Annotated in this window: 25 protein-coding genes; 24 read left to right on the top strand and 1 reads right to left on the bottom strand. The window is 66.4% G+C overall.

Going from position 1 to position 25,259, the window contains the following annotated elements:
- The first annotated feature begins 46 nt into the window (after nt 1–46).
- From minD to D000_RS0102690, 24 genes are all read left to right on the top strand, one after another.
- The gene (gene minD, locus D000_RS0102805; protein ID WP_026279718.1) at nt 47–856 is read left to right on the top strand and encodes a septum site-determining protein MinD; all 810 of its coding nucleotides are present in this window, start codon (nt 47–49) and stop codon (nt 854–856) included.
- Nucleotides 857–858: 2 nt separating this feature from the next.
- Entirely contained in the window at nt 859–1,116 is a 258-nt protein-coding gene (gene minE / locus D000_RS0102800) for a cell division topological specificity factor MinE (protein ID WP_026142882.1), read from the top strand.
- A 4-nt stretch (nt 1,117–1,120) separates the two neighbouring features.
- Nucleotides 1,121–2,128: an NAD-dependent epimerase gene (locus tag D000_RS0102795; protein ID WP_018872035.1), complete on the top strand. Its 1,008-nt coding sequence runs from the start codon at nt 1,121–1,123 to the stop codon at nt 2,126–2,128.
- A 166-nt stretch (nt 2,129–2,294) separates the two neighbouring features.
- Nucleotides 2,295–2,969, top strand: a complete 675-nt coding sequence (locus D000_RS0102790) for a type 1 glutamine amidotransferase domain-containing protein (RefSeq protein ID WP_018872034.1) — start codon at nt 2,295–2,297, stop codon at nt 2,967–2,969.
- Between the two features lie 78 nt (nt 2,970–3,047).
- The gene (locus D000_RS0102785; RefSeq protein ID WP_018872033.1) at nt 3,048–3,821 is read left to right on the top strand and encodes a TetR/AcrR family transcriptional regulator; all 774 of its coding nucleotides are present in this window, start codon (nt 3,048–3,050) and stop codon (nt 3,819–3,821) included.
- 85 nt (nt 3,822–3,906) lie between these two features.
- Complete coding sequence (locus D000_RS0102780; RefSeq protein WP_018872032.1) at nt 3,907–5,016, top strand: efflux RND transporter periplasmic adaptor subunit; 1,110 nt, start codon at nt 3,907–3,909, stop codon at nt 5,014–5,016.
- Between the two features lie 14 nt (nt 5,017–5,030).
- Complete coding sequence (locus D000_RS0102775) at nt 5,031–8,126, top strand: efflux RND transporter permease subunit (RefSeq protein WP_018872031.1); 3,096 nt, start codon at nt 5,031–5,033, stop codon at nt 8,124–8,126.
- Nucleotides 8,127–8,431: 305 nt separating this feature from the next.
- Nucleotides 8,432–9,853: a form I ribulose bisphosphate carboxylase large subunit gene (locus D000_RS0102770; RefSeq protein WP_018872030.1), complete on the top strand. Its 1,422-nt coding sequence runs from the start codon at nt 8,432–8,434 to the stop codon at nt 9,851–9,853.
- A gap of 68 nt (nt 9,854–9,921) precedes the next feature.
- Nucleotides 9,922–10,254 (top strand): ribulose bisphosphate carboxylase small subunit, encoded by a 333-nt coding sequence (locus D000_RS0102765; protein WP_018872029.1) that lies wholly within the window; start codon nt 9,922–9,924, stop codon nt 10,252–10,254.
- A 162-nt stretch (nt 10,255–10,416) separates the two neighbouring features.
- Nucleotides 10,417–13,350 (top strand): CsoS2 family carboxysome shell protein, encoded by a 2,934-nt coding sequence (locus D000_RS0102760; protein ID WP_018872028.1) that lies wholly within the window; start codon nt 10,417–10,419, stop codon nt 13,348–13,350.
- A gap of 24 nt (nt 13,351–13,374) precedes the next feature.
- Nucleotides 13,375–14,931: a carboxysome shell carbonic anhydrase gene (locus D000_RS0102755; protein ID WP_018872027.1), complete on the top strand. Its 1,557-nt coding sequence runs from the start codon at nt 13,375–13,377 to the stop codon at nt 14,929–14,931.
- Between the two features lie 16 nt (nt 14,932–14,947).
- Entirely contained in the window at nt 14,948–15,199 is a 252-nt protein-coding gene (locus tag D000_RS0102750; protein WP_018872026.1) for a carboxysome peptide A, read from the top strand.
- Nucleotides 15,200–15,203: 4 nt separating this feature from the next.
- Nucleotides 15,204–15,536 carry a carboxysome peptide B gene (locus D000_RS0102745; RefSeq protein ID WP_018872025.1) on the top strand — a complete coding sequence of 111 codons (333 nt, stop codon included), beginning with the start codon at nt 15,204–15,206 and terminating at the stop codon, nt 15,534–15,536.
- A 41-nt stretch (nt 15,537–15,577) separates the two neighbouring features.
- Nucleotides 15,578–15,877 carry a BMC domain-containing protein gene (locus D000_RS0102740; RefSeq protein ID WP_012982275.1) on the top strand — a complete coding sequence of 100 codons (300 nt, stop codon included), beginning with the start codon at nt 15,578–15,580 and terminating at the stop codon, nt 15,875–15,877.
- 31 nt (nt 15,878–15,908) lie between these two features.
- Nucleotides 15,909–16,202, top strand: coding sequence for a BMC domain-containing protein (locus D000_RS0102735; RefSeq protein WP_012982276.1), 294 nt, complete (start codon nt 15,909–15,911; stop codon nt 16,200–16,202).
- 67 nt (nt 16,203–16,269) lie between these two features.
- Nucleotides 16,270–16,584: a BMC domain-containing protein gene (locus D000_RS0102730; RefSeq protein WP_026279716.1), complete on the top strand. Its 315-nt coding sequence runs from the start codon at nt 16,270–16,272 to the stop codon at nt 16,582–16,584.
- Nucleotides 16,585–16,594: 10 nt separating this feature from the next.
- Complete coding sequence (locus D000_RS0102725) at nt 16,595–17,017, top strand: bacterioferritin (RefSeq protein ID WP_018872023.1); 423 nt, start codon at nt 16,595–16,597, stop codon at nt 17,015–17,017.
- Between the two features lie 33 nt (nt 17,018–17,050).
- On the top strand, nt 17,051–17,332 hold the full coding sequence (locus D000_RS0102720; RefSeq protein ID WP_026279715.1) for a 4a-hydroxytetrahydrobiopterin dehydratase: 282 nt from the start codon (nt 17,051–17,053) through the stop codon (nt 17,330–17,332).
- Between the two features lie 70 nt (nt 17,333–17,402).
- Entirely contained in the window at nt 17,403–18,038 is a 636-nt protein-coding gene (gene parA / locus D000_RS0102715; RefSeq protein ID WP_018872021.1) for a ParA family partition ATPase, read from the top strand.
- The gene (locus tag D000_RS0102710; protein ID WP_018872020.1) at nt 18,035–18,406 is read left to right on the top strand and encodes a hypothetical protein; all 372 of its coding nucleotides are present in this window, start codon (nt 18,035–18,037) and stop codon (nt 18,404–18,406) included. Before parA ends, D000_RS0102710 begins: the two co-directional genes overlap by 4 nt.
- Before the next feature lie 55 nt (nt 18,407–18,461).
- Entirely contained in the window at nt 18,462–19,265 is an 804-nt protein-coding gene (locus D000_RS0102705; RefSeq protein ID WP_018872019.1) for a CbbQ/NirQ/NorQ/GpvN family protein, read from the top strand.
- 20 nt (nt 19,266–19,285) lie between these two features.
- Nucleotides 19,286–21,604 carry a nitric oxide reductase activation protein NorD gene (locus D000_RS0102700; protein WP_018872018.1) on the top strand — a complete coding sequence of 773 codons (2,319 nt, stop codon included), beginning with the start codon at nt 19,286–19,288 and terminating at the stop codon, nt 21,602–21,604.
- A 63-nt stretch (nt 21,605–21,667) separates the two neighbouring features.
- Nucleotides 21,668–22,645: a LysR family transcriptional regulator gene (locus D000_RS0102695; protein WP_026279714.1), complete on the top strand. Its 978-nt coding sequence runs from the start codon at nt 21,668–21,670 to the stop codon at nt 22,643–22,645.
- 90 nt (nt 22,646–22,735) lie between these two features.
- Nucleotides 22,736–23,302 (top strand): SgcJ/EcaC family oxidoreductase, encoded by a 567-nt coding sequence (locus D000_RS0102690; protein ID WP_018872016.1) that lies wholly within the window; start codon nt 22,736–22,738, stop codon nt 23,300–23,302.
- 116 nt (nt 23,303–23,418) lie between these two features.
- On the opposite strand, the gene ettA is transcribed toward D000_RS0102690, so the two are convergent.
- Nucleotides 23,419–25,086: an energy-dependent translational throttle protein EttA gene (ettA, locus tag D000_RS0102685; RefSeq protein ID WP_018872015.1), complete on the bottom strand. Its 1,668-nt coding sequence runs from the start codon at nt 25,084–25,086 to the stop codon at nt 23,419–23,421.
- Nucleotides 25,087–25,259: the final 173 nt, after the last annotated feature.

Here is a 25,259-nt window from a genome sequence, read left to right as displayed (position 1 = left end):
ACGAGATCGCCGGGCGCCTGCAAGACGACAAGGAGCTGCAGCCAACATGGCACGAATTGTAGTGATTACCTCGGGCAAGGGCGGGGTGGGCAAGACCACCACCTCGGCCGCGATTGCCACCGGGCTGGCCCTGCGCGGCCACAAGACCGCCGTGATCGATTTTGACGTGGGTCTGCGCAACCTCGACCTGATCATGGGCTGCGAACGCCGCGTGGTGTACGACTTTGTCAATGTGATCAACGGCGATGCGAACCTGAAGCAGGCCCTGATCCGCGACAAGCGCGTGGACAACCTGTTCATCCTCCCGGCCTCGCAGACCCGCGACAAGGACGCCCTCAGCCAGGAAGGCGTGGAGCGGGTGCTGAACGAACTCTCCGAGGACTTTGACTTCATCGTCTGCGACAGCCCGGCCGGGATCGAACGCGGCGCGCTGATGGCGGCCTATTTCGCTGACGAGGCGATCGTGGTGACCAACCCCGAGGTCTCCTCGGTGCGCGATTCCGACCGCATCCTCGGCATCCTGGCGAGCAAGACGCGCAAGGTGGAGCAGGGCGGTGATCCGATCCCCGGCCGGCTGCTGCTGACCCGCTACGCCCCGGAACGCGTGGAGCGTGGCGAGATGCTCAGCATCGAGGATGTGGGCGAGATCCTGGCCATCGATCTCCTGGGCGTGATCCCCGAGTCGCAGGCCGTGCTGAATGCCTCGAACGCCGGTCAGCCGGTGGTGCTGGACGAGGAGTCCGATGCCGGACAGGCCTACCAGGATGCGGTGGCGCGCTTCCTCGGCGAGGAACGCCCGCTGCGCTTTGTCGATGTACCGAAGAAGGGCTTCTTCGGGCGCCTGTTCAAGGGGTGATCATGGGGATCTTCGATTACTTCCGCCAGCCGCGGCAGAAGAGCGCGAGTGTCGCCAAGGAACGCCTGCAGATCATCGTGGCGCGCGAGCGCGCGGCGCGTTCCGGGCCCGACTACCTCCCGGCGATGCAGCAGGAACTGCTCCAGGTGATCCGCAAGTATGTGCAGGTCGACGACGACGCGGTGCAGATGAACGTGGACCGCGAGGGGGACTGCGAGGTCCTCGAGCTGAACATCACCCTGCCGGACGACAAGGAATAGCGCGATGAAAGTGCTCGTGACCGGCGCGGCCGGTTTTATCGGCAGTGCGTTGAGCCTGCGCCTGCTGGAGCGCGGCGACGAGGTCATCGGCGTCGATAATCTGAACGACTACTACGACGTCTCGCTGAAGCGGGCGCGCCTGGCGCGCACCCAGGATCACCCGAACTACACCGACCTGCGCGAGGATATCGCCGACCGCGCCGCGATGGAGCGGGTGTTCCGCGAGCATCGCCCGCAGCGGGTGGTGAATCTGGCGGCTCAGGCCGGGGTGCGCTATTCGCTGGAGAACCCGGCGGCCTACGTGGACACCAACCTGGTCGGCTTTGGCAATATCCTCGAGGGCTGTCGCCACAACGGGGTCGAGCACCTGGTCTACGCGAGCTCCAGCTCGGTGTACGGGGCCAATACCAGCATGCCCTTCTCGGTGCATGACAACGTGGACCACCCGTTGTCGCTGTATGCCGCCAGCAAGAAGGCCAACGAACTGATGGCGCATACCTACAGCCATCTCTATGACCTGCCGGTCACCGGGCTGCGCTTCTTCACCGTGTACGGCCCCTGGGGCCGGCCGGATATGGCGCTGTTCATGTTTACCCGGAAGATCCTGGCGGGCGAACCGATCGACGTCTTCAACTACGGCCATCACCGGCGCGACTTCACCTATATCGACGACATCGTTGAGGGCGTGATCCGTACCCTGGACCATGTCGCCCCGCGCAACCCGGACTGGGACGGTGCCGCGCCCGACTCCGCAACCAGTGCTGCCCCCTATCGGCTGTACAACATCGGCAACCACGAGCCGGTCGAGCTGATGCGCTACATCGAGGTGCTGGAAGACTGTCTCGGGCGCAAGGCCGAGAAGAACCTGCTGCCGCTGCAGCCGGGCGACGTGCCCGACACCTACGCCGATGTCGATGCCCTGCGCGACGACGTGGGCTATGCCCCGGCCACGGCGGTGGAGGACGGTATCGCCCGCTTCGTCGAGTGGTACCGCGACTACTACCGCGTTTAACCGCAACGGGCCGTCCGGCCCCGGCAGTGCGTCCTTTTCGCGTGTCCTTTCGCCCCCGCTTCGAGCGGGGGCGAGTGTTTTCGGGTGTGGGCCGGGATCGCGGCCAGAGGAACCTGATGGCGCTTTGCGAGTCCATGCAACACATGGATGCAGAGGAGGTATCGGGATGAGCCAGACGATTCTGATGGTCGTGACCAGTCACGGCGAGATCGCCCCGGGACAGGCCACCGGGGTGTGGTTCGACGAATTCGCGGAGCCCTACGACCGCTTCCGCAGGGCCGGCTTCGAGATCAAGGTTGCGAGCCCCCGGGGTGGTCCGGTGCCGCTGGATCCCAAGAGCCTAGAGGCGAGCCACCCGGGTGCAGCGGCGGTCGCGGCCCAGGAGGCCCTAGATGACACCATCGCGCTGGATGGCGGCATGCATCACGACGCCTACGCGGCGATCTTCTTCCCCGGCGGGCATGGCACGATGTTCGATCTGCCGGAGAACCCGCATGTGCAGCGCCTGGTGGCCGAATTTCTCGAGCACGACAAGGTGGTGGGCGCGGTCTGCCACGGCCCTGCCTGCCTGGTCGGGGCGATGCTGGCGGACGGCAGCTCCGCGGTGAAGGGGCGCAAGGTCGCGGCCTTCACCAATAGCGAGGAGAAGGCCGTGCAGCTGGACCGCGCCATGCCGTTCCTGCTGCAGGACAAGCTGCAGGAACTGGGCGGCACGGTGGATGCCGCGGAGGACTGGGCCGATCACGTGGTGGTCGATGGCAAGCTGGTGACGGGGCAAAACCCGCAGTCCAGCCGGAGCGTTGCCGACGCGATCGTGCGCCTGCTGCGCGAGAGCGCGTGAGGGCGAACGGCCGGGGGTATCCCCGGCCTTTTTTCGGGACAGTTTTGAATCGAGTTCAAAAACTGTCTTGGATTCGATATGCTCCGTCGCATGAGTACCGAGGATCGCAGGAGGCGCGAGCGCGAGGCGCGCGAGACGCTGTTTATCGAACGGGCGCATGCGCGCATCCGCGAGGACGGTCTGCTGGGGCTGCAGATGTCGAAGCTGGCGGCCGACTGCGAGTACGCCACCGGCACCCTGTATCAGCACTTCGAGTCTCGCGAGGACCTGCTGGCGGCCGTGGCGGCGCGTTCCACGCGCGCGCGCGCCGCCCGCTTTCACGCGATCCCGGGGCTGGAGCTGGGTACGCGGGCGCGCATGCTGGCGATCGTGCTGACGGATATCGATTTCGCGGCCGGCAACCCGGACTACTACCGGCTGATGCAGTACCTGGTGACCGAAGTGGTGTGGGCGAACGTCTCCGCCGCGCGGCGCACGGCGCTGCTGGAGGCAGCGCGACCGATCAGCGAGGCGGTGCGGGCGGTGGTGGCCGAGGCCCGCGCGAATGGCGATCTGCCGCCGGCCCGCGAGATGGGCGAGGAGGAGATGGGGCTGGGGCCGTGGGCGCTGAACGTGGGGATGCAGAGCCTCGCCAATGCCCGGGGCCTGCTCGATGCCTACGACATCCATCGCCCCTATGACCACCTGATTCGCCATTTCCACGCGCTGCTGACGGGCTGGCGCTGGGAGCCGCGTCTGGATCCGGACGAGCCCGCGGTGGTGCGCGCGGAGACCGCCCGGGTGCGGGCCGCTCTCGCGGCGGCCGGGATCGACACCCGACCCGTTGAGCGCGAGGGCGCCGCGGCGGACTGAATCGTTCCGGGGAAACATCGATCGGTGTTTCCCTTGTTCACTGATTACGCTGGCGGGGATGGCCCCGCCGGCCCGGGAGATTTTGATGAAGCGTTTCATCCTGATGCTGGTGGCGGTGGCCGTCGTGCTCGGCGGCATCTTTGGTTTCAAGGCCTTCGTGGACCAGCAGATCGCGGAGTTCTTTGACGAGATGCCGGAGCCGGTGGCCACCATCAACGCAGTCGAGGTCGGCACCGATGCCTGGACCCCGCAACTGCGCGCCATCGGTGATCTCGAGGCGGTGCAGGGGGCGACCCTCAGCTTCGAGGCGCAGGGGCTGGTCCGGCAGATCCATTTCGAGAACGGTGCGCGCGTCGAGGCCGGCGACTCGCTGGTGGATCTCGATACCACGCTGGACGAAGCCGAGCTGGAGAGCCTGCGCGCCGGCGAGCGGCTGGCGCGGCGCGAGCTGGAACGTGCGCGCGGTCTGATCGAACGCAACGACATCTCCGATTCGGAATTCCAGCGGCGGGTCGCCGAGGCGGAGCAGGCGGTCGCCGCGGTCAAGGCCCAAGAGGCCCGAATCCGGCAGAAGAGCCTGCGCGCGCCCTTTGCTGGCGAGCTCGGCATTCGCCAGGTGAACGTGGGGCAGTTTGTCGGCCCGGGCGAGCCGATCGTGGTGCTCGAGGCGCTGCAGCCGCTGTACGTGAACTTCACCCTGCCGGAACGGCGTCTGGGCGATGTAGCCCTGGGGCAGGAAGTCAGTGTCGAGGTCGCCGCCTTCGACGAGCCGTTCATTGGCGAGGTCACGGCGATCGAGCCGCGGGTGCGCGCGGCCTCGCGCATGTTTCGGGTGCAGGCGCGGCTGGACAACGAGGACGGGCGCCTGCGCCCGGGTCAGTTCGCCCGTGTGACGCTGGATCGTGGCGCCGCGGAGGAGACGGTCGTGATCCCGCAGACCGCGGTGCGCTTCGCGCCGTGGGGACAGTCGGTGTTCGTGATCCACGAGGACGACGAGGGCCAGAAGCGGGTCGAACAGCGCCTGATCGAGACCGGCGAGCGCCGCGGCGACCTGGTGCGGGTGACCGACGGCCTGGAGCCGGGCGAGCAGGTGGCCGCCAGCGGCCTGCTGAAGCTGCAGAACGATACCCCGGTGGAGATCACCGAGGATGCGCAGCCGGATGCCGAGCGTGATCCGCGCCCGGCCAACCGCTGAACAGGCCCGCGACCATGCGCTTTACCGACATTTTTATCCAGAAGCCGGTGCTGGCCACGGTGGTGAGCCTGTTCATCCTGTTGTTCGGGGTGCGCGCGGTGTTCGACCTGAACGTGCGTCAGTTCCCCGAGGTGCAGAACGCGGTGGTGACCGTCAGCACTGCGTATGTCGGGGCGGATGCCGACCTGGTGCAGGGCTTCATCACCACCCCGATGGAGCGCGAGGTGGCCGAGGCCGAGGGGATCGATTACCTGGTCTCCACCAGCCGCGCGGGCATCAGTATCGTCGAGGCCCATCTGGAGCTCGACTACGACCCCAACCAGGCGCTGACCCAGATCTCGGCGCAGGTGGACAAGATCCGCAGTGATCTGCCAGCCGAGGCCGAGGACCCGGTGGTGGACCTGTCGGTCGGTCAGGACGTGGCCGCGATGTACATGTCCTTCTATTCCGAGCGCCTGACCAACAACCAGACCACCGACTATCTGATCCGCGAGGTGCAGCCGGAACTGGCGACCATCAACGGCGTGCAGCGCGCGGAGATCCTCGGGGCGCAGAGCTTTGCCATGCGCGCCTGGCTGGATGCCAGCCGCATGGCCGCCTATGGCGTGACCGGGCGTGACGTCCGCGAGGCCCTGGAACGCAACAACGTCCTCTCGGCCGTGGGCCAGACACGTGGCTCGATGGTCGGGCTGGACCTGACCGCGGATACCGATCTGCAGCGCCCGGAGGAATTCGAGCAGCTGATCCTGTTCGAGGCCGATGGGGACCTGGTGCGTCTGGAAGACGTCGCCGAGGTCGAGCTGGGTTCCGAGAGCTACGACACCTCGGTGCGCTTCAACGGCGAGGCGGCGACCTTCGTCGGGATCGAGCTGGCGCCGGATGCGAACGCCCTCGACGTGATCGCCGAGGTGCGCGACGTGTTCGACACGCGCATCCTCCCGCGCCTGCCCTCGGGGCTGGAGGGCGAGATCGTCTACGACTCCACCGACTACATCCAGAGCGCGATCGACGAGGTGCTGATCACCATCGGCCTGGCCCTGGCCATCGTGCTGGTGGTGATCTACCTGTTCCTCGGTTCCCTGCGCAGCGTGATCATCCCGGCGGTGGCGGTCCCGTTGTCGCTGGTCGGCACCTTCATGCTGATGCTGCTGATGGGCTTTTCGCTGAACCTGCTGACCCTGCTGGCGATGGTGCTCGCGATCGGTATCGTGGTGGATGACGCCATCATCATGCTGGAGAACATCTCGCGCCATATCGAGGAGGGGATGTCGCGCATGGATGCAGCGATCCAGGGCGCGCGCGAGCTGGCCTGGCCGATCGTGGCGATGTCGACCACGCTGGTCGCGGTGTTCCTGCCGCTGGGCTTCATCGGCGGGCTGACCGGGACCCTGTTCGTCGAGTTTGCCTTCACCCTGGCGGCGACCGTGGTGATCTCCGGGATCGTCGCCATCACCCTGTCCCCGATGATGTGCTCGAAGATCCTGCGCGACGGGGCCAGCGAGCGTCGCGGACGCATCGAGAGCTGGCTGGATGCGCGCTTCGATGGCCTGCAGCGGCGCTATCGCCGGCGCCTGCACGGGGCCCTGAACGATCGCTTCACCATTGCGGTGTTCGGTGCCATCGTGCTGGTGTCCTGCTACTTCCTGTTCGTGACCTCGCAGACCGAGCTGGAGCCGCCGGAAGACCAGGGGTTCGCGTTCTCCATCATGGAGGGCGATGCCTACATGGGGCTGGACTGGCTGGAACGCAACACCGCGCTGACCGACGATTTCCTGGACGCGATCCCGGAGCTGCAGAACATCTTCATCGTCAACGGCTTCGGCGGCGGGCCGGGGCTTGCCGGCGCCAGCAACCAGGCCCTGGGCGGTTTCGTGCTGGCCCCCTGGGACCAGCGCGATCGCGATACCGAGACGATCCTGGAGCAGGATCTGCAGCCGCGCCTGGAGCGCATCCCGGCGCTGGAGGTCTTTGCGGTGCAGCCGCCGCAACTCCCGACGCCGGGTGACGGCACGCCGGTCAGCGTGGTGCTGGGCTCCACCGGGCCGTTCGAGGAGCTGGGCCAGTTTGCCGACGAGATCCTGGAGCGGGCGCGCGCGACCGGGCGCTTCATCTTCATCGACAGCGATCTCGACTTCGACCAGCCGCAGGTGGATCTGAACATCGACCGCGAGCGCGCCGCGCAGCTGGGCATCGACATGGCCACCCTGAACGCCGACCTGGCGACGCTGCTGTCCGGCGGTTTTGCCGGGCGTTTCGCGATGGAGAACCGCAGCTATCGGGTGATCCCCCAGATCCAGCGCACCGAGCGCCTGAATCCCGAGCAGCTGGAAGAGCTGTTCACCCGCACCCGCGACGGCGAGCCGGTACCGCTGTCCAGCATCGTGACCCTCGGGGAGACGGTCACCCCGCGGTCACTGAAGCGGTTCCAGCAGCTCAATGCGGTGACGCTGTCTGCGGTCCCGCGCCCCGGGGTGACCCTCGGCGAGGCGCTGGACATCATCGACGGCATCGCGGCCGAGGTGCTGCCGCCCGACGTTACCATCGACTATGCCGGCCAGTCGCGCCAGCTGAAGGCGGAGGGCGGAGAGCTGGTGATCACCTTCTTCTTCGCGCTGATCGTGATCTTCCTGGTGCTGGCGGCACAGTTCGAATCCTTCCGTGACCCGCTGATCATCCTCACCACCGTGCCGATGTCGATCGCGGGCGCCCTGATCTTCATCAGTCTCGGCGTGACGTCACTGAACATCTACACCCAGGTGGGCCTGCTGACCCTGATCGGGCTGATTGCGAAGCACGGCATCCTGATCGTGGAGTTCGCCAACCAGCTGCAGCGTCAGGGCCGCGGCCTGCGCGAGGCCATCGAGGAGGCCGCGAGCCTGCGCCTGCGCCCGATCCTGATGACCACCACCGCCACCGTGGTGGCCATGGTGCCGCTGCTGATGGCGACCGGCGCCGGTGCTGGCTCGCGTTTCGCCATGGGTCTGGTGATCGCCAGTGGCATGGCCATTGGTACCCTGTTCACCTTGTTCGTGGTTCCGGCGATCTACCTGTATCTGGCCCGCGAGCACGGCGCCACGGCGCGCGCCGACGCCGCTGCCGGCACGGCCTGACACCGCGTACGGGGCCGTGTCTGCGCTGCGGGCTGCCCCGCGTGTCGGGCCGATCACGGAAAAGGCATGCAAGCGCTACGGTCTTGGACTACAATCGTCATCCGCATTCTGGCGCGGCAGGTCGTTTGCTGTCCGGTGGCGCCCATGCGAACCCGAACCCCTGCCGGTCAGCGGCCCTCCCGCTGCCCGGCTTTTGTATAAACGATAGTCTATTGGTCGTATCTAGATTATTTATTTGTTATTAGTGATTGCCCTCCCTAATCTAGGCGACCGTCACGATTAACCAACGCGTAGGAGAAAGCCACATGGCCGCCAAGAAGTACTCCGCGGGTGTCAAGGATTACCGCGAAACCTACTGGATGCCGGAATACATGCCGCTGGATACCGATATCCTGGCCTGTTTCAAGATCACCCCGCAGCCGGGCATTGACCGCGAAGAAGCGGCAGCCGCTGTGGCGGCCGAGTCGTCCACCGGTACCTGGACCACGGTGTGGACCGACCTCCTGACCGACATGGACTACTACAAGGGCCGTGCGTACTCCATTGAGGACGTGCCGGGTGACGACGAGTCCTTCTACGCGTTCATCGCCTACCCGATCGACCTGTTCGAAGAAGGTTCGATGGTGAACGTGTTCACCTCCCTGGTCGGCAACGTGTTCGGCTTCAAGGCCATCCGTGCCCTGCGTCTGGAAGACGTGCGCTTCCCGATCGCCTACGTGAAGACCTGCGGTGGTCCGCCGTCCGGTATCCAGGTCGAGCGCGACAAGCTGAACAAGTACGGCCGTCCGATGCTGGGCTGCACCATCAAGCCGAAGCTGGGTCTGTCCGCGAAGAACTACGGCCGTGCCGTGTACGAGTGCCTGCGTGGCGGCCTCGACTTCACCAAGGATGACGAGAACATCAACTCGCAGCCGTTCATGCGCTGGCGTGACCGCTTCGAGTTCGTGCAGGAAGCGACCGAAAAGGCCGAAGCCGAAACCGGCGAGCGCAAGGGTCACTACCTGAACGTCACCGCGCCGACCCCGGAAGAGATGTACAAGCGTGCCGAGTTCGCCAAGGAAATTGGCGCGCCGATCATCATGCACGACTACATCACCGGCGGTTTCTGCGCCAACACGGGCCTGGCCAACTGGTGCCGTGACAACGGCGTGCTGCTGCACATCCACCGTGCCATGCACGCGGTGCTCGACCGCCATCCGAAGCACGGTATCCACTTCCGTGTGCTGGCCAAGATCCTGCGTCTGTCCGGTGGTGACCACCTGCATACCGGTACCGTGGTCGGCAAGCTGGAAGGCGACCGTGCCGCGACCCTGGGCTGGATCGACCTGCTGCGTGAATCCTTCGTGCCGGAAGACCGCTCGCGCGGCATCTTCTTCGATCAGGACTGGGGTTCCATGCCGGGCGTGTTCGCCGTGGCCTCCGGTGGTATCCACGTCTGGCACATGCCGGCCCTGGTCACCATCTTCGGCGACGACTCCGTGCTGCAGTTCGGCGGCGGTACGCTGGGCCATCCGTGGGGCAACGCCCCGGGTGCGGCGGCCAACCGTGTCGCGCTGGAAGCCTGTGTCCAGGCGCGCAACGAAGGTCGCGATCTCGAGCGCGAAGGCAAGGAGATCCTGACCCAGGCCGCTCAGCACAGCCCCGAGCTGAAGATCGCCATGGAAACGTGGAAAGAGATCAAGTTCGAGTTCGACACCGTCGACAAGCTGGACACCCAGCACAAGTGATCGCCCGAGTGCGGGTGGCCTGACGGGTCACCCGCGCCCTGAAAGAACAAGAGCACAGGATTACCGACATGTCTGATATCCAGAACTTCAAGCAGTCGCAGAAGTACGAGACCTTCTCCTACCTGCCGGAGATGAACGCCGACCAGGTGCGCAAGCAGATCGAATACTGCCTCGCCCAGGGCTGGAACCCGGCGATCGAGTACAGCGAGAAGGAAAACGCCATGGCCCACTACTGGTACATGTGGAAGCTGCCGTTCTTCGGTGAGCAGTCCGTAGAGGCCGTGCTGTCCGAGATCGAGCAGTGCCGCCGTGCCAACCCGGGCATGATGGTTCGTTTTATTGCGTACGATAACTACGCCCAGAGCCAGGGCATGGCCTTCGTGGTCGACCGCGGCCGCTAAGACGACCCCGGTGCCTGCCGGACCCGCGCTGCGGGTCCGGCAGTTCAGTACAGCGTTATTTACCGTTGCTGCCGCCAACTGTAAGGAAGTGCCATGAGTAATCCGACATCTGCGTCTGAAGGTCTCTCGGGGCGTGAACGTGCCCTGGAACGGCGCAAGGCCATGTCTCGTAATGGCAAGGCTGCCGTGAAGTCGACCGGCCAAACCAAGGGGAACAACCGTTCCGCCGCGGCTGCGCAACAGGCGCGCCAGGCGAAAGCGGCACCCGCCCCGGCACCCCAGGCGCGGGAGCCGGAGCAGCACATCAGCGAATCGTCGTCGCCGGTCTCCTTCGAGACCCGCGACACCACTCCCGAGCGCCGCCCCGAGCCGGGCGCGCATGCGGGTGCCTCCAACGGCCGGCAGGCCGCCCTCGAGCGCCGCCAGAAGATGGCGCGCCAGGGCAAGAAGGCCGTGGGCCGTACCAACACCCGGGCGCGGGTCTCCGGCGGCATGGCCCGCGCGGGGGCGGACCGCTCCCGCCAGCTCGAGGCCCTGGCCCAGTCGCAGAACGTGGAAGTCGACTGCTCGCATATGAGTGGCCGCGAGATCTGCCGTCTGCGTCGCCAGGCCCTTGCCACCGATGGCAAGAAGGCCATGGCGCCGGAGCCGCGCCGGGAAGACCGTCTGAAGGGGCGCGAGCCGGTGCAGTCCGCGCCCACTGAAGCGAGCAAGGATTGCGGCTGTGGCTGCAAGGGCGAGAAAGCTGGCCAGGAGCCTGTCCACGCGGCGACTCCTGAACAGGCGGTGGTCGACACCGGTCTTGACCAGCTGTGCGACAAGGTCGAGTCCGGGGGCGAAGCCGCCGGCCCGCATCCGATGATCTCCGAGGTCCGTGCGATCTGCATGGCCCGGCGCGACGCGATGGCCCAGAACGGCAAGCAGGCCCTGCGCCGCCGCTTCAAGGGTGGCCAGGCCCGCGGTGCCCTGCCCCAGGAGGGCGCCTGGAAGGCGGCCAAGCGCAAGGGCATGTCGACCCGCGAAGTCGCGCGTCAACGCCGCGAAGAACTCTGCAAGCTGGGGCGTGGCTCGTCCGAGCCCGGTCGTCCGTGCGGGCGCCCGCGCCCTGGTGATGCCGACGCCCCGCCCAAGGTCGAGGAAGGCACCACGCTGGCCGGCAGCCACGTCAGCGGCACCCAGGTCGAGCGCAGCCAGAACGTGACCGGCACGGAGGCGGGCAGCTGCTCGGCCATCACCGGTACCGAATATCTGGGTCTCGAGCACTACGAGCGCTACTGCGGGGTGCGCCCGGCGGGCAATCCGCCCAAGGTCGGTACCTCTCACACCACTCGCGGTCAGGCCGTGAGCGGCACCGAAGTTGGCCGCTCCACTCGGGTGACCGGCGACGAGCGTGGCTCCTGCGAGACTATTACCGGGACCGAATACCTCAGTAGCGAGCAATACGAGGGGTTCTGCGGCACGCGTCCGCAGGGCGCCCCGGCGCGCACCAGTGTGATGGTCACCCGTCAGGGCGAGGGCGTCTCGGGCACCTCCGTGGGGCGCAGCCCCAAGGTCACCGGCGATGAATCCGGCTCCTGCCGCGACATCACCGGCACCGAGTATCTGAACACCGCGGCGAGCGAGGTTCCCTGCAGCACGGGAAAGCCCAGCGGAGCGCCGGTCAAGGTCGGCGTCATGCACACCCTTCGCGGTCGTGAACTGACCGGCACCGAAGTCGGGCGCTCCGTGCACGTGACCGGTGACGAATACGGGAGCTGCAAGCCCGTGACCGGCACCGAATACCTCGGGCAGGAACAGTTCCAGGGCTTCTGTGGAACGCGCCCGGAACCGGCCCCGGCCAAGGTGCAGGAGTCGCACACCCAGGACGACCAGAGTGTGACCGGCATTGCTGTCGGCCGCAGCGCCAAGGTTACGGGTGACGAACCCGGCTCCTGCGCCACGCTGACGGGCACGCCGTATTACAACAAGTCGGATTTCGGCGACCTGTGCGAGCGCCCCGGTGCCGGTGGCGTGCCCAAGGTCGGGGTGATGCACACCCTGCGTGGCCGTGAGGTTTCCGGTACCCAGGTGGACAGCTCCATCCGCGTGACCGGCGACGAGTACGGCGGTTGCAAGCCGATCACCGGTACCGAATACGCCGGCTCCGAGCACTATGACGCATTTTGTGGCGGCAGCCGTCCGCAGGCCGCGCCGGAGAAGGTGACGGTCGGCCGCACCTGGAATCAGCAGCTCGTGTCTGGCACCGCAGTGGGTCGTTCGGCCCGCGTGACCGGCGACGAATACGGCGCCTGCAAGCCGGTCAGCGGCACCGCCTACATCGGCCCGGACCAGTACGACCAGTTCTGCGAGCCGCGTGATTCCGAAGTGGCGGGTACCCGCGTGGCGGATCGCCACTCGACCCCGGCCCACCCGGTGTCCGGCAGCCAGCCAGGCTATGACGAGCGCGTAACTGGTACCGAACGTGGCGCCTGTCAGGACGTCTCGGGTGCCCCGTACGTGGGTGCCAACGAGTTCGCCCGTACCTGCTCCAGCGCGGCGGGCAGCCTGCATCCGCGGCTGCGTCCCGAGGGGATGCAGGTGGCGGCTCCGTCCGCCCCGCGAGCCGCGGAACGTCCGATGCCGAATGGCGGTTTCAGCGTGAACACCCCGGCACGGGCCGCGGCCGAACGCCGCGAGCGTGTGACCGGTACCGCCTACGGCAGCAGCGGCAGCGTGACCGGCTCGATCAACAAGGCCATGGGCCTGGTGTCGGGCACGGAAGAGTTCCGCTACAGCCGCCAGGAGCCGGCGGTCGCCGCCGCACCGGTGGAAGACCAGCCGAAGGTGGGTGCCGAACGGGTGACCGTGAATGGCAGCAGCAACGGCGTGTCCATCACCGGGGACGACTGGCAGCGCGGTGACCGCGTGACCGGGACCGAGGGTTTCTCGACCCGTCGCAACGCCACGCAGAAGGGGAATCCGCGCGGTGAAGGTCGGAGCGCGTATCTCAATCGGGAACTGGAGCGCAAGGATGTGCCCCCGAGCAAGATCACCGGTTCCTCCGGGAACAGTGACGCCGGTTCGCTGGTGACGCTGTCCGGCGGGGCGCGCGGCTAAGGTCGGGAGAGGGTCCTGGACGCCATGGTGCGCGGTCGTCGCAAGAGCAGTGCCCTGGGTTCGCGGTTCGCGAAGACCCGGGCGGTGGCTGCCCGCAATTCGGCCGCGGTTTCCACGGCACCGACGGCCTTGGTGAGCCCGGTTCCCGCAGGTGACACGACGAGTGCGGGGGACCCGCGCGAGCTGCTGCCGGGGCATCCGCTGGCGGATGTGGCCATGAACGAGCGGCTGCACGCCTTCGAGCAAGGGTTCCGCGACCGCTTTGCGGAGCTGGTGCCGGTGCTGAAGGAGGTGCATGCCCTTCAGCACGAGATGGACTTCGAGCGGCGGGCGCAGGCGATCGTGGAACAGCGCCTCGGCTACCGCCTGCCCGAGAAGGCTCTGGAAGACGCCTGGATAAACGACCTCGATACCCGTGAACTGTACTTGCACGGGACCTTCGAGCTCTTCGACCAGGTGGTCAACGAATACTGGGCGGGCCGGGATGACCTGGTGGCGGAGGCGGAGAGCGCGATTGCGTATTTTCTGGACTGCGATTTCCACGAGGTGGATATCTCGCCCTGTTCCGACGGGCGCCTGCTGGGACTGCGCCGGTTTATCCTGCGCCTGCCTGACCTCGCGGTGCGGGTGCGCAGCTATGCCGGTGCGCAGTTCGATATCGAGGAGGACGTGCGCCACTGGACCAAGCGTGAGTTGCTGCGTTTCCGAGAGGGTCGGCCGACCACGGCGGATGTGCCCAGCCGCTACCTGAAGATCGCGGCCTACCACTACAGTGGCGCCGATCCGATGCATCAGGGCTGCGCGGCGCACGGAAACAATGAGCGGGACGCGGCCGACGGGGCTCTGCACCAGCTGCGCGCGTTCCGCCAGGCGATCGAGAATACCTACTGTTGTGGGGCCTCGGTGGACACGCTGCTGATTGGCGTGGATACGGATACGGATTCGGTCAAGATCCACATCCCGGACGCGGATACGCGCATGAGCCTGTACCGCTTCGTGGACAGTGCGCAGGTGTATCGCGAAACCCAGGGGATGGACGAGCAGGCGGCCTCGCTGCGGGTGTACCAGGCGATCCAGGACGCGATTCACCAGCAGGGTTGGGGTCGCGGTAACGGGGCGCCGCACGAGGGCATGCTGCGACTGATCTCGCGGCTGCTGCTGAACAATATTTCGCAGCTGGACTACGTGGCGCGGTACCACGGTGGGCATTATGCCGATGTTGGCCACCGCGAGCGCGTGATCATCGTCGGCCAGGAGATCGAGGAGATGCAGGTACGCAACTTTGCCTACTTCGCGCACTTGGAGACGATGGAAGAAGGCGCCAAAGGCATGGATGTCGGCGTGAACAAGATTTTCCGGAAGCTGAACGTCGAACGCGGCCTGCCGGTCCCGGTGGTGATCCACTACCGCTACGACCGCAAGGTGCCGGGATCGCGGGAGCGGGTGGAGGCACGCTGCCGCCGGATCCGGAACACGATCATGGATCGCTATCGCGACCTCGCGGAGAAAGGCCTGATTGGCTGTCACATGGTGATCCGCGACAAACGCAGCGGCAGCCGGCTCGAGCCGCTGGCCGCGTAAGTACACGGGAACGGGAATGAAGATCTGCAGGGTTGAAAAGACGCTGGTTTCGACCAACCGCATCCGCGATCTGGGGCACCGGCCGTTGCTGGTGGTTCAGGAGAAGGCCGGCGGGCCGCGCACGGTGGCGGTGGACGCGGTCGGCTGCGTGCCCGGGGACTGGGTCATCGTGGTGGGCAGCTCGGCCGCGCGCGAGGCCGCCGGCGACAAGTCCTACCCCAGTGATGCGACGATCGTCGGGATCATCGACTACTGGGAGGAGCAGTAGCTCCATGGAGATCATGCAGGTGCAGGACGAACTGGTCGTCACCCGTCGTGTAGACGGGCTGAAGAGCATGTCACTGCGCGTGCTGGTGGACCAGAAAGGTGCGCTCAACGTCGCGGTCGACACCGTAGGCGCGCACCCGGGCAACTGGGTGTTCACGATCAGCGGGTCGGCCGCGCGCTACGCGCTCGACGACAACAGTATTCAGACCGATCTCACGATCGGCGGCATCATCGACCACTGGGACGATGGTGGAAAGAAGACGGAAGGGTCGAAGGACGAGGCAGGACGAGACCAGACCGATGCACAGCGCTCTGCTGGTTCCCGCAAGGCGGCGTGAGCGTCATTTTTTGAAAAACTGTAAATCCAGGAGAGAAGACAATGGCAACTGAACGTTTTGGTGTGGCGCTGGGCATGATCGAGACCCGTGGTCTGGTGCCGGCGATTGAAGCCGCCGATGCGATGACCAAGGCCTCCGAAGTGCGCCTGATTGGTCGTCAGTTCGTGGGCGGGGGTTACGTGACCGTGCTGGTCCGTGGCGAAACCGGTGCCGTGAACGCCGCTGTGCGTGCCGGTGCGGATTCCTGCGAGCGTGTGGGTGACGGCCTGGTGGCTGCGCACATCATTGCGCGCGTGCATTCCGAAGTGGAAAGCATCCTGCCCGAGCAGGTTGAAAAGTAATTTATCAGTAACGCTTGATAGGAGTTGAGTAATGGCTAGCGAAAACTTTGGTGTGGCCCTCGGCATGATCGAGACCCGTGGTCTGGTGCCGGCGATTGAAGCCGCCGACGCGATGACCAAGGCTTCCGAGGTGCGCCTGATTGGTCGTCAGTTCGTGGGCGGTGGTTACGTGACCGTGCTGGTCCGTGGCGAAACCGGTGCCGTGAACGCCGCTGTGCGTGCCGGTGCGGATTCCTGCGAGCGCGTGGGCGACGGCCTGGTGGCCGCGCACATCATTGCTCGCGTCCATTCCGAGGTGGAAAACATCCTCCCGGAAAAGCCGTAACTCGCGGTAGTGAAACGCCACCGGGCCGGTTGCGGCCCCGGTGGCTTTTTTGAAGAAGAGGTAGAAGATGGCTAGCGAAATTTCTGGTGTGGCCCTTGGCATGATCGAGACCCGTGGTCTGGTGCCGGCGATTGAAGCCGCCGATGCGATGACCAAGGCCTCCGAAGTGCGCCTGATTGGTCGTCAGTTCGTCGGTGGTGGTTACGTGACCGTGCTGGTCCGTGGCGAAACCGGTGCCGTGAACGCCGCTGTGCGTGCCGGTGCGGATTCCTGCGAGCGTGTGGGTGACGGCCTGGTGGCTGCGCACATCATTGCGCGCGTGCACTCCGAGGTGGAAGGCATTCTGCCGACCTCCCCGAGCGCGACCGGTTCGGCCAGCTGAGGCGACATCCATGTCCGATCCACGGATCGTGGGGTACCTGAACCGCGCGGTGGCGCATGAGCTGTCGGCGGTGCAGCAGTACCTGGCCCAGGCGCGGCTGACCGCGCTGTGGGGCATGACCGATGTCAGCGACTGCCTGCGGCGCGACGCCCAGGAGGAACTGGATCATGCGGATCGCTTCATGACCCGGATGTTCCACTACGGAGTGGCACCCAACGGGTCGCAGCTGGCACCGGTGCGCCTGGGGCGTTCCATGGCCGAGCTGATGGCGCGTAACCGCGAACTGGAGATGGAGGCGGTCCGTCTGTACGACGAGGCTGCGGTCTATTGCCGGCGGGTCGGTGCGCTCGATGACGCCGCGCTGTTCGAGAACATCCTCGCGGATGAACTGGAGCACGTGCGCGAGATCGATGCCCAGGGTCAGCCGGCCTGACGGCCCGGCGTAGCAAGACGAACGGAGTAGGCAATGGCGGATACCGACCTCGTAGTCCCGTCCGGGTGGGAGCCTGGCAAGGGGACTTCGGCATCCATGAGCAAGCAGTTCACCTTCGAACGCTACGGGATTACGCGACAGTTCCTGGATCGTGTGGCCGAGCTGTCGGAGCAGGACGGCTATCACCCGAACATCAGCTTCGGGACCACCTACGTGAATATCACCATCGATGCCCGCGACGGCGCGCAGATCGGCGAGGCCGACAAGGCCTTTGCGCTGGAGGTCGACCGCCTGGCCGAGACGACCACGGGTTGACCCAAGGTTGACGCAGGGTTGTTGATTCCGAGGGCGGCCATGCGGGCGCCCATCCGCAGGAGGGAGTGGCGTGGCTTCTAGGGTAATCTCGGTCGTGAACCAGAAAGGGGGTACCGGCAAGACCACCCTGACGATGAACCTCGCGGCCGGCCTGGCGCGACGCGGGCGCACGCTGGTGGTGGATGCCGATCCCCAGGGTTCGGCCGGGCAGTGGGCGCGGATGGCGCCGGAAGATCGCCCGTTCGCGGCCTCGGTGTTCGCGGTGGCGGGCCCGCTGGATCGCGAACTCAAGGCGCTGCGCAAGGACTACGAACACATCGTGGTCGATTGCCCCCCCACCCTGGAGGGCGGCGCGGTCAACGGGGCCCTGGCCGCCTCCGACGAGGTCCTGATCCCGGTGCTGCCGTCACCGGTGGACCTGTGGGGCAGCGTACGCATGGGGCGCGGTCTGGAAGAGGCGCGCATGCGCAACCCGGATCTGCGGCCGTTTATCGTGGTCAATCAGCTCGAGGTCCGCAGTGCGCTGTCGCGCGCGATGAAGCACGCACTGATGGAGATCGACATCCCGGCACTGGAGCAGTCCCTGCGCCGCCGGGCCATCTATCGGCGTTCCGCGCTGGAAGGCTGCTCCGTCTACGACCTGGGCAAACCGGGCGAGGCGGCGGCGGCCGAGATCGAAGCCATCATCGAGGAGGTGTCGCAATGAGCAATCTGCAAGACAAGCTGGCGGCTGGCGTGCGCAGCGCCCGCGAAGAGCAGGACAAGCCGCAGGACAAGCCGGCTGCGGCCGCGGCGCCACAGGCGCAGAAGGACAGCAGCCAAGAGCCGGCCAGCAGCACCAGCCGTGCGGCCCCCAGCACCAAGGCGGCTGCAACCAAGGCGGCTGCAACCAAGAAGGCCGCGGCCCCGAAAAAGGCGCCGGCGCGCAAGCGCACCCCGGCTACACGCAGGAAGACGGCCACTACGAAGACGACCGCTAGCGCCACCACGCGGGCAAAGCCGGCCAAGACGCAGGCGGCCAAGCCCAAGAGCAAGGCGGCCGACCTGCATCCGGAACGGGTCTGGCCGGACTGAGGTCCGCGCCAACGGCCGGGGCTTGCCCCGGCCTTTCTGATTGAGGAGTCGAATCATGCAGGACGAACTGCGCGATCACATGATCACCGAGGAGCCGTACTACCAGCCGACCGCGGACGAGGTCGAGCTGTACGAGGCGGCCTATTCGGTGCGCATGCCGATGATGCTCAAGGGGCCGACCGGGTGCGGCAAGACGCGTTTCGTCGAGCACATGGCATGGAAGCTGGGCAAGCCGCTGATCACGGTGGCCTGTAACGAGGACATGACGGCATCCGACCTGGTCGGTCGCTACCTGCTCGACGCCAATGGCACCCGCTGGCAGGACGGTCCGCTGACGCTGGCCGCGCGGCACGGCGCGATCTGCTATCTGGACGAGATCGTCGAGGCGCGCCAGGACACCACGGTGGTGATCCACCCGCTGACCGACAACCGGCGCGTGCTGCCGCTGGAAAAGAAGGGGGAGATGGTCGAGGCCCATCCGGATTTCCAGGTGGTGATCTCCTACAACCCCGGCTATCAGAGCCTGATGAAGGACCTGAAGGAATCCACCAAGCAGCGCTTCGGCGCGCTGGACTTCAACTACCCGGACCACGAGACGGAAGCGCGCATCGTGGCCCACGAGGGCGGTGTGACCGAGGAGATGGCGGGCAAGCTGGTGAGCGTCGCCGAGCGCGCGCGCAACCTCAAGGGGCATGGCCTGGACGAGGGCATCTCCACCCGCATGCTGGTGTATGCCGCGTCGCTGATCGCGAAACAGGTCGCGCCGCTGGCGGCGTGCCGTATGGCGCTGGTGCGCCCGATCACTGACGACCCGGACATGCGCGACGCGCTCGATTCCGCCGTCACCACCTTCTTCTAGACCGTACCGCCGGCGCACCCATGAGCGTTCATCTGGAGGACTATCAGGACCTCCTCGCGGATCTGGGAGACCACGCCGCCGAGGTGCTTGAGGCGTCGTGGCAGGAGGCCTCGCGCGCCTTCAGCGCCGCCGGCCTGAAGCGCTACTACCTCGAAGGGGCCCGCAGTCTGCATGCCCTCGGCCGCGGGACGGAGATGGTGGTCGCGTTCATTCAGGAGACGCCGGACCTCGCCCATGAACTGGGCGAGGACGCGGTCGCCGACCTGGTGAGCTCCGCGGTCAAGATGTATTCCAAGACCTCCGCGGCGGTGATCACCCTGCTGATCTCGACCAGTCCGGTCGCGGCGCGGCGACTGGGGGATGCCACGCTGTTCGGCGGCTACCTGCGCCTGGTCGACAATCTGCTGGGTCAGGCCCCGCGCGGCGTGCGGCCGATGCTGGAACACCTGGACGAACTGCTTTCTCAGCTGACCCTTGGCGGCCTGCGGCGCTGGGCATCCTGGGGGGCGCAGGCGCACCGGACCGACCTGGAGGCGCAGGTCGCCTACTTCGGGCTGCAGTCGCCGGAATCGCAGTCGGTATTCCAGAAGGAGCGGCGCGGCACGCTGTTCGTGGATGTGCAGCGGCGCATCAACCTCTATCTGCGATCCCTGTGGGCGCGCGACTTCTTCATGCGCCCGACCAGCGGCGACTTCGAGTCGCGCGAGGGATACCGGCCCTACATCGAAGGGTTCACGATGTTCCTGCCGGATGCCTTCGACGACTGGGAGGGCCTGACCGGGCTGGACCTGTACCGGGCGGCCGCGGCCCATGCGGCGGCGCATGTGGTCCACACCCGCGAAATGCAGCCGGAGGAGGCGCCGCGCGGGGTGACCGGTATCCTGACGGAGCTGTTCGAGGATGCCCGCGTGGAGGCCCTCGCGGCGCGCGCGTTCCCGGGGCTGCGTCAGATCTGGACCCCGATGCATACCGCCAGTGCGAGCGATGGCGACGGCCCGCAGGCCGTCCTGGCGCGCACCGCGCGGGCCCTTCTGGACCCGGACTATCGCGACGACCATGCCTTCGTGCGCAGTGCCCGGGCGGCATTCGAGGCGGTCGAGGACCTCGAGGCACCGGGGCTGGCGGGCGAGCTGGCGGCGCGGCTGGGGCCGGAGTTTCCGGAGCAGGGCTACATGAACCCGCGCCAGGTGGCGCCGGAGATCCTGTATCGGGACGACAACCGTTACCTCTGGGCATTTGGTCGCGAGGAAGAGGACTTCGAGGTACTGGCGGCGCATGGCAGCAACCAGGAGCGCTTCTACGTCACGCCGATGCAGATGATCAATACGCTGGACGTGGAGTTCGCCGGTGACGATGCCCAGCAGATCATGGTGCTGGCGACGGAGTGGTTCCGCGACGGCGAGGATGAGAGCATCAACCAGCAGGAGGGCAAGGAACCGCTCTCGCTGCCCTACCACTACCACGAGTGGGACTACCAGATGCAGCTGGAACGGCCGCACTGGACGACGCTCCTGGAGCGGCGCCCCAAAAAGGGCGACGTGGCCGAGATCGAGGCGATCAACGAGAAACACAAGCCGCTGATCTCGCGGCTGAAGTTCCTGATCGAGGCAATGCAGCCGCAGGGCGTGCAGCGCCTGCGCAAGCAGGCCGAAGGTGACGAACTGGACGTGAACGCCCTGGTCGATGCCCAGATCGACCTGCGCATGCGTCGCCAGCCGGACGAACGGATTTACGTACGCAACGTGCGTCAGGTGCGCGATCTCTCGGTCCTGGTGCTGCTCGATCTGTCGGAATCCACCAACGAGATGGTGCGTGGAACCGAGACCAGCGTGGTGCAGCTGGCACGCGAGGCCACCGCTTTGCTGGGGGGTGCGATTTCGCGCATCGGGGACCCGTTCGCGATCCACGGCTTTGCCTCCGACGGTCGCCATGACGTGGAGTACTACCGCTTCAAGGACTTCGATGCCCCGTACGACGATCATGCCAAGGCGCGCCTGGCCGGTATGCAGGGCCAGCTGTCCACGCGCATGGGCACGGCGGTACGCCACGCCGGTCACCTGCTGCAGCAGCAGGGCACGCAGAAGAAGCTGCTGCTGATCATCACCGATGGCGAACCGGCGGATACCGACGTACGCGACCCCCAGTACCTGCGCCAGGATGCCAAGCGGGCCGTGGAGGAGGTGGGGCGCAATGGGGTCTACACCTTCTGTATCAGCCTGGATCCGAATGCGGACGAGTACGTCGAGCGGATCTTCGGCGCACAGCACTTCATGGTGCTGGACCAGATCGAGCGGCTACCGGAAAAGCTGCCGATGCTGTATGCCGGACTGACCCGGTAACCGGCGCAGGAGCGGAACGTGAGCAGCCAGGGCGCGGGCAAGGACGGCAGCCTTCCACAGGTGATGCTGAAGTCGGAGCTCCCGGCGCATCTGATCCGGCACGCGACGCTGCGCCAGCTGCAGGTGTTCGAGGCGATCGTGCGTCTGGGCAGCTTTACCCGTGCGGCGGAAGAGCTGCACCTGACCCAGCCCACCGTCTCGATCCAGATCAAGAAACTGACCACCGCGCTGGGCCTGCCGCTGTTCGAGTACGTCGGCCGCAAGGCCTTCCCGACCGAGGTGGGCCTGCTGCTGTATGACACCTGCCGCGAGATGCTGGGCGCGCTGACCAACCTGGAGATGAAGCTGGCGGAGATGCACGGCCTCAAGCGTGGTCGGTTGCGCCTGGCGGTCATCACCACGGCACAGTATTTCGCACCCAGCATCCTGGGCCAGTTCGCGCGGCGCTACCCGGATGTCGAGCTGTCACTGGAGGTCAGCAACTTTGACCGGGTGCTGGAGCGCCTGGCCAATAATGACGACGATCTCTACATCATTGGTCACGTGCCGGAACGCCTGACCGATGTCGAAGTACACCCGTTCGCGCCGAACCCGCTGGTGGTGATGGCCAATCGCGACCACCCCCTGGCCGGGCGCCGGAACATCCCGCTCAAGGAGCTGGAAGGGGAGACCTTCCTGATGCGCGAACCGGGCTCCGGCATCCGCGAGGCCACCCTGCGGCTGTTCGAGGAACAGGGCATCAACCCGCCGGTGCGCATGGAGCTCGGCTCCAACGAGGCGATCAAGCACGCGGTGATCGGGGGGTTGGGCATTGCCGTACTGTCGCTGCACACCCTCAGCGCGGAGGGTGCCGGCGGCCCGGTGACGCTGCTCGATGTCGAGCACTTTCCGATCCACCGGCAATGGCACATCGTCTACCCGAAAAAGAAGGTCCTGTCGGTGGTGGCCCAGACCTTCCTCGATTTCGCAATCCAGGACGAGGCGCGCCTGCGTGCCCAGGTCGAGGACATGCTGGCCGCGTTCAAGGCACAGGCTGCCTGAGCCCGCCCGCGCGCCGCATGACAGGCCCCGGACGGGGCCGTACAATTCAGCATCTATCCGGCCCCGAAGGGCCGTCGTCGGAGACACGCAGTGAGCACGCAGACCCGCCCGCGCATCAGTGGCACCCAGTTCATCAACGCCGACGAGGCCCCGCGTTCGCGCCTGAGCCTGAGTGCCTCCCACCGGGACCAGCATCACCCCGTCACCGGTACCGGCGGCGACCCGCATCTGGGCGCCATCGACACCCCGGCCAACGAGAGCTGCGTGGTCTGTGCCCCGGCTACCCGGCGCCTGGCCGAGGAACTGTTCGATGCCTGGAATGTTGCACTGCAGACCGGTGATGCGCGCCGTGTAACCGCACTCTACGCGGACGACGCCGTACTGCTGCCGACGGTCTCGAATGTGCCGCGCACCAGTCCCGCCGAGATCCAGGACTACTTCGAGCACTTCCTCGAGAAGAAGCCTTTCGGCACCATCAACTCCCGCAACGTGAAGCTCGGCTGCAACAAGCTGACCGACGCCGGCACCTATACCTTCCGCGTGACCGACGGCGGCGAGACCAAGGAGGTCCCCGCCCGCTATACCTTCGTCTACGAAAACCGTGACGGCGCGTGGAAGATCGTCCACCACCACTCGTCGATGATGCCGACGGCATAGGCCGGCTGGGGCATAGCGAGAACCCCGGAAGGGCCGGGCGGGATTCCGCCCGGCCCTTTTTCGTTCGGGGCGCAGAAAGTCGAAGGCCCGGCGGGAGCCGGGCCTTCAGGGGTGGATCAGGAGGCGAGTCGCTTGTACTTGACCCGGTGGGGCTGGTCGGCCTCCGAACCCAGGCGTTTGTGGCGGTCTTCTTCGTACTCCTGGTAGTTGCCGTCGAAGAACACCACGTTGCCATCCTCCTCGAACGCGAGGATGTGCGTGGCGATGCGGTCGAGGAACCAGCGGTCATGCGAGATCACGATCGCGGAGCCGGGGAAGTCCAGCAGGGCCTCTTCCAGCGCACGCAGGGTCTCTACGTCCAGATCGTTGGTCGGTTCGTCCAGCAGCAGGAAGTTGCCGCCGCTTTGCAGCAGCTTGGCGAGGTGCACGCGGTTGCGTTCCCCGCCGGACAGTTCCTTCATGCGTTTCTGCTGGTCGGTGCCCTTGAAGTTGAAGCGGCCGACGTAGGCGCGTGACGGCATCTGGTAGTTGCCGACCTGGATGATGTCCTGGCCGTTGGAGATCTCTTCCCAGACGGTCTTCTCGTCCTGTAGCGCGTCACGGCTCTGGTCCACGTAGGCCAGCTGCACGGTCTCGCCCAGCTCGATCGAACCCTCGTCCGGCTGTTCCTGTTCGGCGATCATGCGGAACAGGGTGGTCTTGCCGACGCCGTTCGGACCAATCACGCCGATCAGCGCGCCGCGCGGCACGGAGAACGACAGGCCCTGGTAGAGCACACGGTCGCCAAAGTGCTTGGACAGGTTCTCCACGTCCAGCACCTTGTCGCCCAGGCGCGGGCCCGGCGGGATGTAGATCTCCTTGGTCTCGGAGCGCTTCTGGTAGTCGCTGGAGGCGATCTCCTCGAAGCGCTTCAGGCGGGCCTTGCTCTTGGCGCCGCGGCCCTTCGGGTTGGAGCGCACCCACTCGAGCTCGGATTCCATCGCCTTCACGCGGGCGGCCTCGGCCTTTTCTTCCTGCTTCAGGCGTTTTTCCTTCTGTTCCAGCCACTGCGAGTAGTTGCCCTGGAACGGGATGCCCTGGCCGCGGTCCAGCTCGAGGATCCAGCCGGCCACGTTGTCGAGGAAGTAGCGGTCATGGGTGACCGCGACGACGGTGCCCTGGAACTCCTGCAGGAAGCGCTCCAGCCAGGCCACGGATTCGGCGTCCAGGTGGTTGGTCGGCTCGTCGAGGATCAGCATGTCGGGGCTGGACAGCAGCAGGCGGCACAGGGCCACGCGGCGGCGTTCGCCCCCGGACAGGGTCTTCACGTCGGCATCCCACGGCGGCAGGCGCAGGGCGTCCGCGGCGACCTCCAGCTTGCGCTCGAGGTTGTGGCCGTCGGCCGCCTCGATCTTCGCCTCCAGCTCGCCCTGCTTGGCGGCCAGGGCATCGAAGTCCGCATCCGCTTCGGCATAGGCGGCATACACCTGATCCAGTTCGGCCAGCGCCTCCTTGATCGGGGCCACGGCCTCCTCGACATTGCCGCGCACGTCCTTGCTCTCGTCGAGCTGCGGTTCCTGCGGCAGGTAGCCGATGTTGATGCCCGGCTGCGGCCGCGCCTCGCCGACAATCTCGGTGTCCACGCCCGCCATGATGCGCAGCAGGGTGGATTTACCCGCACCGTTGTAGCCCAGCACGCCGATCTTGGCGCCCGGGAAGAAGTTCAGGTTGATGTCCTTGAGGATGTACTTCTTCGGCGGGACGATCTTGCCCACACCGTTCATCGTGAAGATGTACTGCGCCATGATGCTCCTGCGACCTAAGCGGTTTGAATGAGGGGCGGGCCGCTGACGGCCCGCACTGCGCCCGCACTTTACCATTCCGACGAGGGGGAGGCCCGAATGGCGCGGGATTTGGGCGGCTGCCCGTGCGTGCTGGCCGGCCGGTGCGCTCGACAAGGCTCGCCGGGCGCGCTGAC

The organism is Thioalkalivibrio sp. ALJ16, from assembly GCF_000377345.1.
Lineage (GTDB): Bacteria > Pseudomonadota > Gammaproteobacteria > Ectothiorhodospirales > Ectothiorhodospiraceae > Thioalkalivibrio.
Note: the sequence above shows the minus strand (reverse complement) of the source record. Positions and strands in the feature narration are given on the sequence as shown.

What these genes read in the sequence shown, in the direction of transcription:
- D000_RS0102740 (WP_012982275.1), top strand. Translation starts at nt 15,578, where the DNA reads ATGGCAACTGAACGTTTTGGTGTGGCGCTGGGCATGATCGAGACCCGT.
- D000_RS0102720 (WP_026279715.1), top strand. Translation starts at nt 17,051, where the DNA reads ATGGCGGATACCGACCTCGTAGTCCCGTCCGGGTGGGAGCCTGGCAAG.
- minE (WP_026142882.1), top strand. Translation starts at nt 859, where the DNA reads ATGGGGATCTTCGATTACTTCCGCCAGCCGCGGCAGAAGAGCGCGAGT.
- D000_RS0102775 (WP_018872031.1), top strand. Translation starts at nt 5,031, where the DNA reads ATGCGCTTTACCGACATTTTTATCCAGAAGCCGGTGCTGGCCACGGTG.
- D000_RS0102705 (WP_018872019.1), top strand. Translation starts at nt 18,462, where the DNA reads ATGCAGGACGAACTGCGCGATCACATGATCACCGAGGAGCCGTACTAC.
- D000_RS0102745 (WP_018872025.1), top strand. Translation starts at nt 15,204, where the DNA reads ATGGAGATCATGCAGGTGCAGGACGAACTGGTCGTCACCCGTCGTGTA.
- D000_RS0102710 (WP_018872020.1), top strand. Translation starts at nt 18,035, where the DNA reads ATGAGCAATCTGCAAGACAAGCTGGCGGCTGGCGTGCGCAGCGCCCGC.
- D000_RS0102765 (WP_018872029.1), top strand. Translation starts at nt 9,922, where the DNA reads ATGTCTGATATCCAGAACTTCAAGCAGTCGCAGAAGTACGAGACCTTC.
- D000_RS0102730 (WP_026279716.1), top strand. Translation starts at nt 16,270, where the DNA reads ATGGCTAGCGAAATTTCTGGTGTGGCCCTTGGCATGATCGAGACCCGT.
- D000_RS0102725 (WP_018872023.1), top strand. Translation starts at nt 16,595, where the DNA reads ATGTCCGATCCACGGATCGTGGGGTACCTGAACCGCGCGGTGGCGCAT.
- D000_RS0102750 (WP_018872026.1), top strand. Translation starts at nt 14,948, where the DNA reads ATGAAGATCTGCAGGGTTGAAAAGACGCTGGTTTCGACCAACCGCATC.
- D000_RS0102735 (WP_012982276.1), top strand. Translation starts at nt 15,909, where the DNA reads ATGGCTAGCGAAAACTTTGGTGTGGCCCTCGGCATGATCGAGACCCGT.
- D000_RS0102785 (WP_018872033.1), top strand. Translation starts at nt 3,048, where the DNA reads ATGCTCCGTCGCATGAGTACCGAGGATCGCAGGAGGCGCGAGCGCGAG.
- ettA (WP_018872015.1), bottom strand. Translation starts at nt 25,086, where the DNA reads ATGGCGCAGTACATCTTCACGATGAACGGTGTGGGCAAGATCGTCCCG.
- D000_RS0102790 (WP_018872034.1), top strand. Translation starts at nt 2,295, where the DNA reads ATGAGCCAGACGATTCTGATGGTCGTGACCAGTCACGGCGAGATCGCC.
- D000_RS0102700 (WP_018872018.1), top strand. Translation starts at nt 19,286, where the DNA reads ATGAGCGTTCATCTGGAGGACTATCAGGACCTCCTCGCGGATCTGGGA.
- minD (WP_026279718.1), top strand. Translation starts at nt 47, where the DNA reads ATGGCACGAATTGTAGTGATTACCTCGGGCAAGGGCGGGGTGGGCAAG.
- D000_RS0102780 (WP_018872032.1), top strand. Translation starts at nt 3,907, where the DNA reads ATGAAGCGTTTCATCCTGATGCTGGTGGCGGTGGCCGTCGTGCTCGGC.
- D000_RS0102795 (WP_018872035.1), top strand. Translation starts at nt 1,121, where the DNA reads ATGAAAGTGCTCGTGACCGGCGCGGCCGGTTTTATCGGCAGTGCGTTG.
- D000_RS0102755 (WP_018872027.1), top strand. Translation starts at nt 13,375, where the DNA reads ATGGTGCGCGGTCGTCGCAAGAGCAGTGCCCTGGGTTCGCGGTTCGCG.
- D000_RS0102770 (WP_018872030.1), top strand. Translation starts at nt 8,432, where the DNA reads ATGGCCGCCAAGAAGTACTCCGCGGGTGTCAAGGATTACCGCGAAACC.
- D000_RS0102760 (WP_018872028.1), top strand. Translation starts at nt 10,417, where the DNA reads ATGTCTCGTAATGGCAAGGCTGCCGTGAAGTCGACCGGCCAAACCAAG.
- D000_RS0102695 (WP_026279714.1), top strand. Translation starts at nt 21,668, where the DNA reads ATGCTGAAGTCGGAGCTCCCGGCGCATCTGATCCGGCACGCGACGCTG.